Raw genomic sequence first — 657 nt, 5'->3', positions numbered from 1 at the left:
GCACCGCAAGCGCGTGGCGCGCGCCGAGCCATTGCTGACGCAGCGCCGGCAGCGACGCTTCCAGGCTGGCCGCGCTCTGCTGCGCGCTCAGCATGTCGGCGCGCGAGGCCGAACCGAGCCGGTTGCGCCGCACGGCGTCGTCGGCCTGCTCGCGGGCCAGCGCGACCAGCCGTTCGGTGGCCTGCATCTGCTCGGCCAGCGCGGCCGACGTGATGGTGGCCGTGACGATGTTGGCCGCCAGCGCGCGCCGCGCCGAATCGAGCTGGAACGCGCTCACGTCGACGCGCTTCTGCAATTCGCGGTTCGCGAAGCGCGATGCGCCGAACAGGTCGATCGTGTAGCTGGCCTGCAACTGGCCTTCGAACAGGTTGTAGAGCGCGGTGGGCGGGCCGAGGTTCGGCACGCCGAGGCCGCGCTGGCGCGAGGTCTGGCCGCCGAGATCGATCTCCGGCAGCAGCGAGCTGCCGACCTGCGCGCGCAACTGCTCGCGCGCGGCCTGCAGCGCGTGGGTGGAGGCGGCCAGCGTCGGGCTGGCGCGCAATCCCTCGTCGACCAGCGCGTCGAGCTGCGGCGAGCGGTATTGCTTCCACCACTCGGGCACCGGCTGCGCGCCGACGTCGAAGCGCTGGGCCACGCCCTGCGCGGCGACGGTTTGCA

Annotated in this window: 1 protein-coding gene; it reads right to left on the bottom strand. The window is 73.2% G+C overall.

Features of this window, described 5'->3' with window-relative positions:
• A partial coding sequence (locus G3N92_RS34695) for a TolC family protein (protein ID WP_206131957.1) occupies window positions 1-657 on the bottom strand: 657 nt, incomplete at both ends.

It is taken from the genome of Burkholderia sp. Ac-20379, assembly GCF_017104645.1.
GTDB lineage: Bacteria > Pseudomonadota > Gammaproteobacteria > Burkholderiales > Burkholderiaceae > Burkholderia.
Note: the sequence above shows the minus strand (reverse complement) of the source record. Positions and strands in the feature narration are given on the sequence as shown.